Origin of the sequence: Methanospirillum sp., from assembly GCF_035406105.1 — an archaeon.
Taxonomy (GTDB): Archaea; Halobacteriota; Methanomicrobia; order Methanomicrobiales; family Methanospirillaceae; genus Methanospirillum.
Map to the genome: position 1 here is coordinate 1 of NZ_DAONKG010000146.1, position 6,266 is coordinate 6,266.

The 6,266-nt window shown below is 47.4% G+C and carries 4 protein-coding genes; 1 reads left to right on the plus strand and 3 read right to left on the minus strand.

What is annotated here, in order from left to right; all coding sequences use genetic code 11:
- The 3 genes from PLA23_RS09290 to PLA23_RS09300 form a co-directional block, all read right to left on the minus strand.
- Positions 1-301 (minus strand): hypothetical protein (locus tag PLA23_RS09290; protein ID WP_324474952.1); only part of this gene is annotated, 301 nt, incomplete at its 3' end.
- A gap of 41 nt (positions 302-342) precedes the next feature.
- Positions 343-2,814, minus strand: coding sequence for a protein kinase domain-containing protein (locus PLA23_RS09295; RefSeq protein WP_324474954.1), 2,472 nt, complete (start codon positions 2,812-2,814; stop codon positions 343-345).
- Positions 2,815-2,866: 52 nt separating this feature from the next.
- Positions 2,867-4,912 (minus strand): protein kinase domain-containing protein, encoded by a 2,046-nt coding sequence (locus PLA23_RS09300; protein WP_324474956.1) that lies wholly within the window; start codon positions 4,910-4,912, stop codon positions 2,867-2,869.
- A gap of 104 nt (positions 4,913-5,016) precedes the next feature.
- Here PLA23_RS09300 and ftsA point away from each other — a divergent pair.
- Positions 5,017-6,266, plus strand: a 1,250-nt coding sequence (ftsA, locus tag PLA23_RS09305; RefSeq protein WP_324474958.1) for a coenzyme F390 synthetase, incomplete at its 3' end; no start/stop codon positions are given.

Consider the following 6,266-nt stretch of genomic DNA (forward strand, 5'->3'; position numbering starts at 1 on the left):
GTGCACTTATGGTAAATGGAAACTGATAACTCTGTCCGGAATGTACCCGCGATCTCTTCGGCAATAGCTGGATCCGTGGTTCGACCTCGATATAAGGGGAGTTTCCTGAGTATTCCACGCCTATTTTTTCCACATCATGCTCCCAGGCCATCATACCGGTATTTCGAAACTCAATCAGATACTGACCATGCTGACCGGGAGACATATAATCCGGAATACTGTCTGAACAGTATACTCCACCCTGCAATGCAACCCCTGAAAGTGTACTCTCAGCACCCCATACCGGCGGTATGATGATCACGAAGAGAAATAAATACCATACCAATGGAAGGGAGGAGTATCTCATCTCGTCTCTCCTAAAGAAATCCTGTCATCTCCAGCCGATCCTTCAGAAGGGACCTTCCGTAGTTCCTCTAAAAACTCTTCAACCGACGCATATCGATCTTTTTTAAACGTGGCAGTCAGTTTTTTAAACAGGGGAACATATGCCTCAAGAGATGGGTCATGTTTGCCATTGACCAGGGTAAAAGAAAACTCGTCTGCATCCACCCCTTCCGTTCCCATGACCTGACCGGTCACCAGCCAGAGCCAGAGAGCACCCAGCTGAAAAATATCCGTCCTTTTGCCAGGTTTCCCAAAAAAGTGCGTATCTATCTGTTCAGGGGCACGTACAAAAAATTCCTCATCCCCGCTCCCTCCGGCACTCCTGAGTGATTCGCGGATAAGACCAGAGATTTTTGGAATAAATGGTTCATCCAGGAGAACATATTTTGGCGTCAGATGATAATGCCGGACACCCTGCCGGTGAAGATATGCCAGTCCTTCCGCGATCTGTTGTATCATCATGAACCATTGAGCATATGGAAGCGGAACGGGGACATCAGAAAGCCGGGTATATCGCATTCCCATATACCACCCGCCTGATACATATTCCAGCTCAAGCATGACAACCGGTGAAAATTCAGCCCTGTACATCCGGAGCACATACGGATGCCAAAGCTGATAGAGTACGGAAATTTCCGTAAGCAGAGATGAACCGACCTTTTCCATTATCCGGGGGATCTTGAGGGCGCGAAGATCACCAGTATCATTTTTTCTGACCAGAATTACCGTCGCAAACGGGTCATCACCAAGAACACGAATTGGTGTATACCGGTCAGATAACTCCTCAGGATATCCGGGTATTTTTTGTTTTGATTCTCGTGTTTTTGTCTCTTTTATTCTTTCGGCTCTCTCCTGAATACGGGAAATAATTTTTTTTGCTTCTTCATTGTCAGGATCCAAGGCAAGAATCTCATGGATAAGTGATGATGCCTCTTCGTCAAGACCCCAGTTTAAGAGGATCTGGGCCTGATGCAAAAGCCCGTCAATATTGTCAGGGTGTGCCTGCACCAGTGCTCTGAAATATTCATACGCCTTCTCAACTACTCCCCTGGCGAGTAAGGCAATTCCCCGGTTATAGGGTATCACAATATTTTTAAAAAATTCTGAGCCTTCAGTAAGAATGCGAAGCGGTACGGTCATATTAGGTTCATCATTGGTAGGTTCATCCAGCTCAACCGGGACGATACCAAATCCTCCCGGGGATATTGTCATGTCCTGAACCGATACACTCGCGGGCAAATGATTTGAGACCCCGAGACTTGCCGTTGCCGATCCAGGTCTTGTTGTAAGTTTATAAAGCCTGACCTCCACATCATGAATACTTCCTGGTTTCGCTGAAGGGGTGGTACTTTTTTGCGATCCAGAATCCTTTTCATACTCCTGATTTCGTGAATATGTTCTTTTGGAAACCTGAACAGGTGGTGATGAAGAAATAATTTTTTTCATACCTCCACCAGGGGATGGCTCTGAGGAGGGGGACAAACTCTCAAAAACAGGTTTTTGACTATGAATTTTATCAAGAAGAAGTTTTTCTCTTTTTAATCGCTCTTTCTCCGGATCTCCATCATTCTCCTCCTCTTCTTCCTTCTCTCTCTTCTCCTCCAGACGGTTTCGTTTTCTTACTCCATGCACTGCAAATGTGAAACAGAGAAGGATGATAAAGAGAATGATAACAATCAAGGGTATATTGACCTCGATAAATCTGATAAGTGTTCCATCGGATATCGGCCCGGCCTTTTTCCTGCTTAGTACCGGTTCAGGATCATCACCGGTTATCAGAATTCTTGTCATAGTCCCCCGTTCTACATCGATCGGTACAGTCTTCTCAAAGGTGTCGTTTTTCACCAGCAGCGTATACCGCCCAGGCCGGAGATCGGGAACCACTGCAGGAACATTCCCCCTAAAGCCAGAATTCAGATATACATCCAGATCCTGGATTGAACTCTCAACAAACACTGATCCGTTCACCGGGGAGGAAATGCCGTCTGTTGGGACTATCGTCACGCGCTTGACAAAGATCTCGGTTATCCTCTGATCTCCGGTAGCAGACCTCATGACCACTGAGAATGAGAGATTATAAGAGCCAGGGAGACCCACGGGGAGCAACGTGAGTCCAAATGTTGCGTGTTTCCCGGGAGTGATATTCAAATCACGGGAGATCTCCACAAAAGATGGAATCGCGGTGACTTTTGTCATATCCCCTTCATAGAGGAGACCAATCCGCCGCATCTCATCATGCCAGCTGACAAGACCAGTATTTCGAAACGTAATAAGAACAGGATAGGGATGACCTGGAAGCAGGGAATCAGGGATGCTATCACTCACATAGGATGGTCCAAAACCGGCTAATCCTGCCCTCTGATCCTGTGAACACACCGGAGATACAACGACGGGGACAATAATGAGGAGCAGAATTACTACCGGGATCATCTGACCTGGCCTAAAGAATCAGATATACGTACAGCCTATTTATTCTACCGGTTTAGGCCTTCTCAATCCGATCCAGATCTGCAATAAACTCATCCATGAGATAATAACGGCCGGATTTCTTTCGCGATAACATACGGGAAAGAATAGGATCGTACTTTTCCAGGCTCTTTCGGAATGCCGACGGTGGGATAAGCTCATCTGCGTGCTCCTCATAAATCCCCTCCCGTCCTGATTTCTCAAAGGCTTCAGGGCTGTACGGGAGAAAACCGGTCAATAACTCATAAAATATTACACCAAGCTGGTAGATGTCCGTTCGCCTCCCAGGATTACCAAATTGTGCCTCATCTTTCTGTTCTGGTGTGATATATGCAGCAGTTGCACCCCTGACATCAGAATCCTTTATTGAAAACCCAAGCTCATTCCTTCCCCTGGCAAACCCGGATATCTTGGCGCGAAGCTTTGGAGTCAGGAGAATATCCCCGCTCTGCAGATGGTAATGGCGAACTCCAATCTCATGTGCGTACCGCAATCCTTCTGCGATATCACGGACGAGAGAGACCGCATACTGTTCGCGGATAGGTTTTGGAAGTCCGGACAATGATGTATGAACCATACCCCGGTATGATATCCCGTCGAGATACTCATTCTCAAGATAGGTCATATCATCAAGAAATTCGGATCTGAACAGACGGACGATATTGGGATGACGAAGTGAACTCCATACAGCCGTCTCCTTCTGCAGTATTTCACTTCCGGGATGCTTGAAGTGTCCGATTTTCAATGCTCTGACCGCTCCGGTCTGTTTTTTTCGAACCTTGTACACCCGGGCATATGAATCATCCCCGGCAACGCCGAGGGGTTCATACCGATCACGAAGCGAATGAGGAAAACCCCACAAACCCTCCATCTCACGTGCTTCCTGATCCGGATCCTCCACATCAGGAGCAGAGGTGCCTTCCTCTGTCTCAATAGGCTTTCTTTCAGACGTCTCACCCTCACGCCGGGTTGATCGGTCACGTATCTTTTTTTGTGTGCCTGAATCCGAACCTTTCGTCTTCCCCTGCTGCCTTTTGCCGGTCCCGTCCAGAGCCCCTGATGCATCTATGGAACCCCCGGCACTCCCTCCTTTCCCATCCGTACGAGACCCCCTCAAAAACCTGCCTTTTCCATCGCTATTAGGAGTAAGAAGAATGAATGGACGTGTATACCGCCGTACCGGATGTTGCTCCGGGATACGCTTTGTATCCATCATAATAACCTGAAATCCGAAAAATAGTATGATGATACTTATGATGATAAGAGAGAGATTGTCGAGGAACCAACCAAGTGGAGTAAACTTTAACAGTTGTTCGGTCGAGACCGAAGGCTTTTCCGAGGTGGTCAGATCGACCGTTACTCTGCTGACCGAACCAGGTTCAACAAAAACCTGTGTCCATTTTTTGTCATACTCCGGGTGAGATATGGTGATCTCATACTTCGCTGGATTCAGATCAGGAAGGGTTAACGGAGTGATTCCTTTCTCTTCACTCCCCATATATACCATTGCACCGGAGGGATTGGAATGAATGATAATGGACCCGAGACTGCATGATGAGACCCCTTCTTTAGGAATAACAGTAACCTTTTTTGTAAATCCGTTCGGAAAAGGAGTGTACCGATCCTCTCCTTTTCTTGTTGACATCGAAAAGCTCAGTTCATATTCACCAGGCTTATCCGGAGGAGTCAGGGTAAAGGGAAATGATATCTCCCCCTGTGCAGCGACCTTTACTCCTTCCGGGACAGGTGAGAATACCGGATCTACTTTAATTGATGACTGAAGACCCTGATAGAGAAGGCCAAATTTCTCAACACCCCATTCCCATGAGACCATCCCGTTGTTGCGAAAGGTAATGACAACCGGATATGACTGACCTGCCTCGAGCGAGGTGGGAATTGTGTCAGATATATGATCCCCCTTGTAATACCCAACACCGGACATCCCCCCCCTTCCAGGGATCTCATCCGCACCACTTACTCCGCATACAATCAGAACCAGGAGAATCAGACTCATTACAGATGCCACTATATGACCAATCCGATTCAATCCTGCGACTATCATATCAGATCCTCTGTGCGTTACATCCGGGGAAATGTATAAACAATTCTTAGGCCTATGATTCAAAAATGCATCCATCTCATTTTCTCAGACCAGATATCGAGACAATGAAGTACCCTGACCTTGAGGCACTTGTCGATGAGCGGATACAGTATACCGTTCGTTATGCTGCAGAACATTCACCTTTTTATAAAAAATTTTTTCTCGAGCATCATATCAGCCCGGATGATATCACCAGCCACGAGGATCTTCTCGAGCTTCCGGTGATAAACGGTCAGATAATCCGGGAGAACCAGCCGCCTGTGACCAATGAATTCATGTTCAAAAGTCTGGACTGGAAGGACATCTATACCATCCATGAAACCAGTGGAACAAGCGGTACTCCAAAAAGTTTTTTCCTCTCCTGGGATGACTGGAAACGGTACGCAGAGAAGTATGCCCGTATTTTTGTCTCCCAGGGGTTCTCAGCCGAAGACCGGATGATCATCTGTGCCAGTTATGGCATGAACGTCGGGGCAAATACCATGACCCTGGCTGCCCGTGAAGTCGGGATGAGTATTATCCCAACCGGTAAGTGCACCTTTCCAATCCGCCTTATCCAGTCTTATCAGCCGACAGGAATCGTAGGGAGTGTCTTTAAATTTTTACGCCTTGCCCGGCGGATGAGGGCAGAGGGGATGGATCCCGCTGATTCCAGTATCAGACGGCTTGTTGTGGGGGGTGAGAGTTTTGCAGACGAATCGAGGAATTATGTAAAAGAAATCTACGACTGTGAGGTGTACAACAGTTATGGAAGCACTGAAGGGACGATGTGCGGGGAGTGCCAGGCGGTTGCAGGGCTCCACGTTCCGGAAGATATTGTGCATCTCGATATCCATGATCCACGGCATCAGCGATTCCTGCCGGATGGTGAAGAGGGGCATATCGTTCTGACAACACTTCTCAAACCAGGGGAGCGATGCGGGTCACTTCTCATCAATTATGATACGGATGATACCACAAAGGTGATCAGCAGAAACACCTGCCCGTGTGGACGGACCCACATGCGAATCCTGAATCCCTGGCGTGAATCAGAGACTATTCATATTTTTGAAGTCCCCATTAACCGTATAGACATCGAACGGGCTGTTTTTCAGCCGGAAAACCTGCCTCAACTGACCGGAGAGTATGAGGCATTTGTGTATGGGGAAGAAGAGAACGAGATCACCCTTCGGATATCGGTTGAAGCAGAAGACAAGGACGCCTGCAGTATTCACGATATCACCGATGTGATTACCGGGACAATCCTGAAACATAAACCTGAACTCATCGGGAGTTATGATGATGGAATATTTCAGATTCTGGTCCATATCACCGG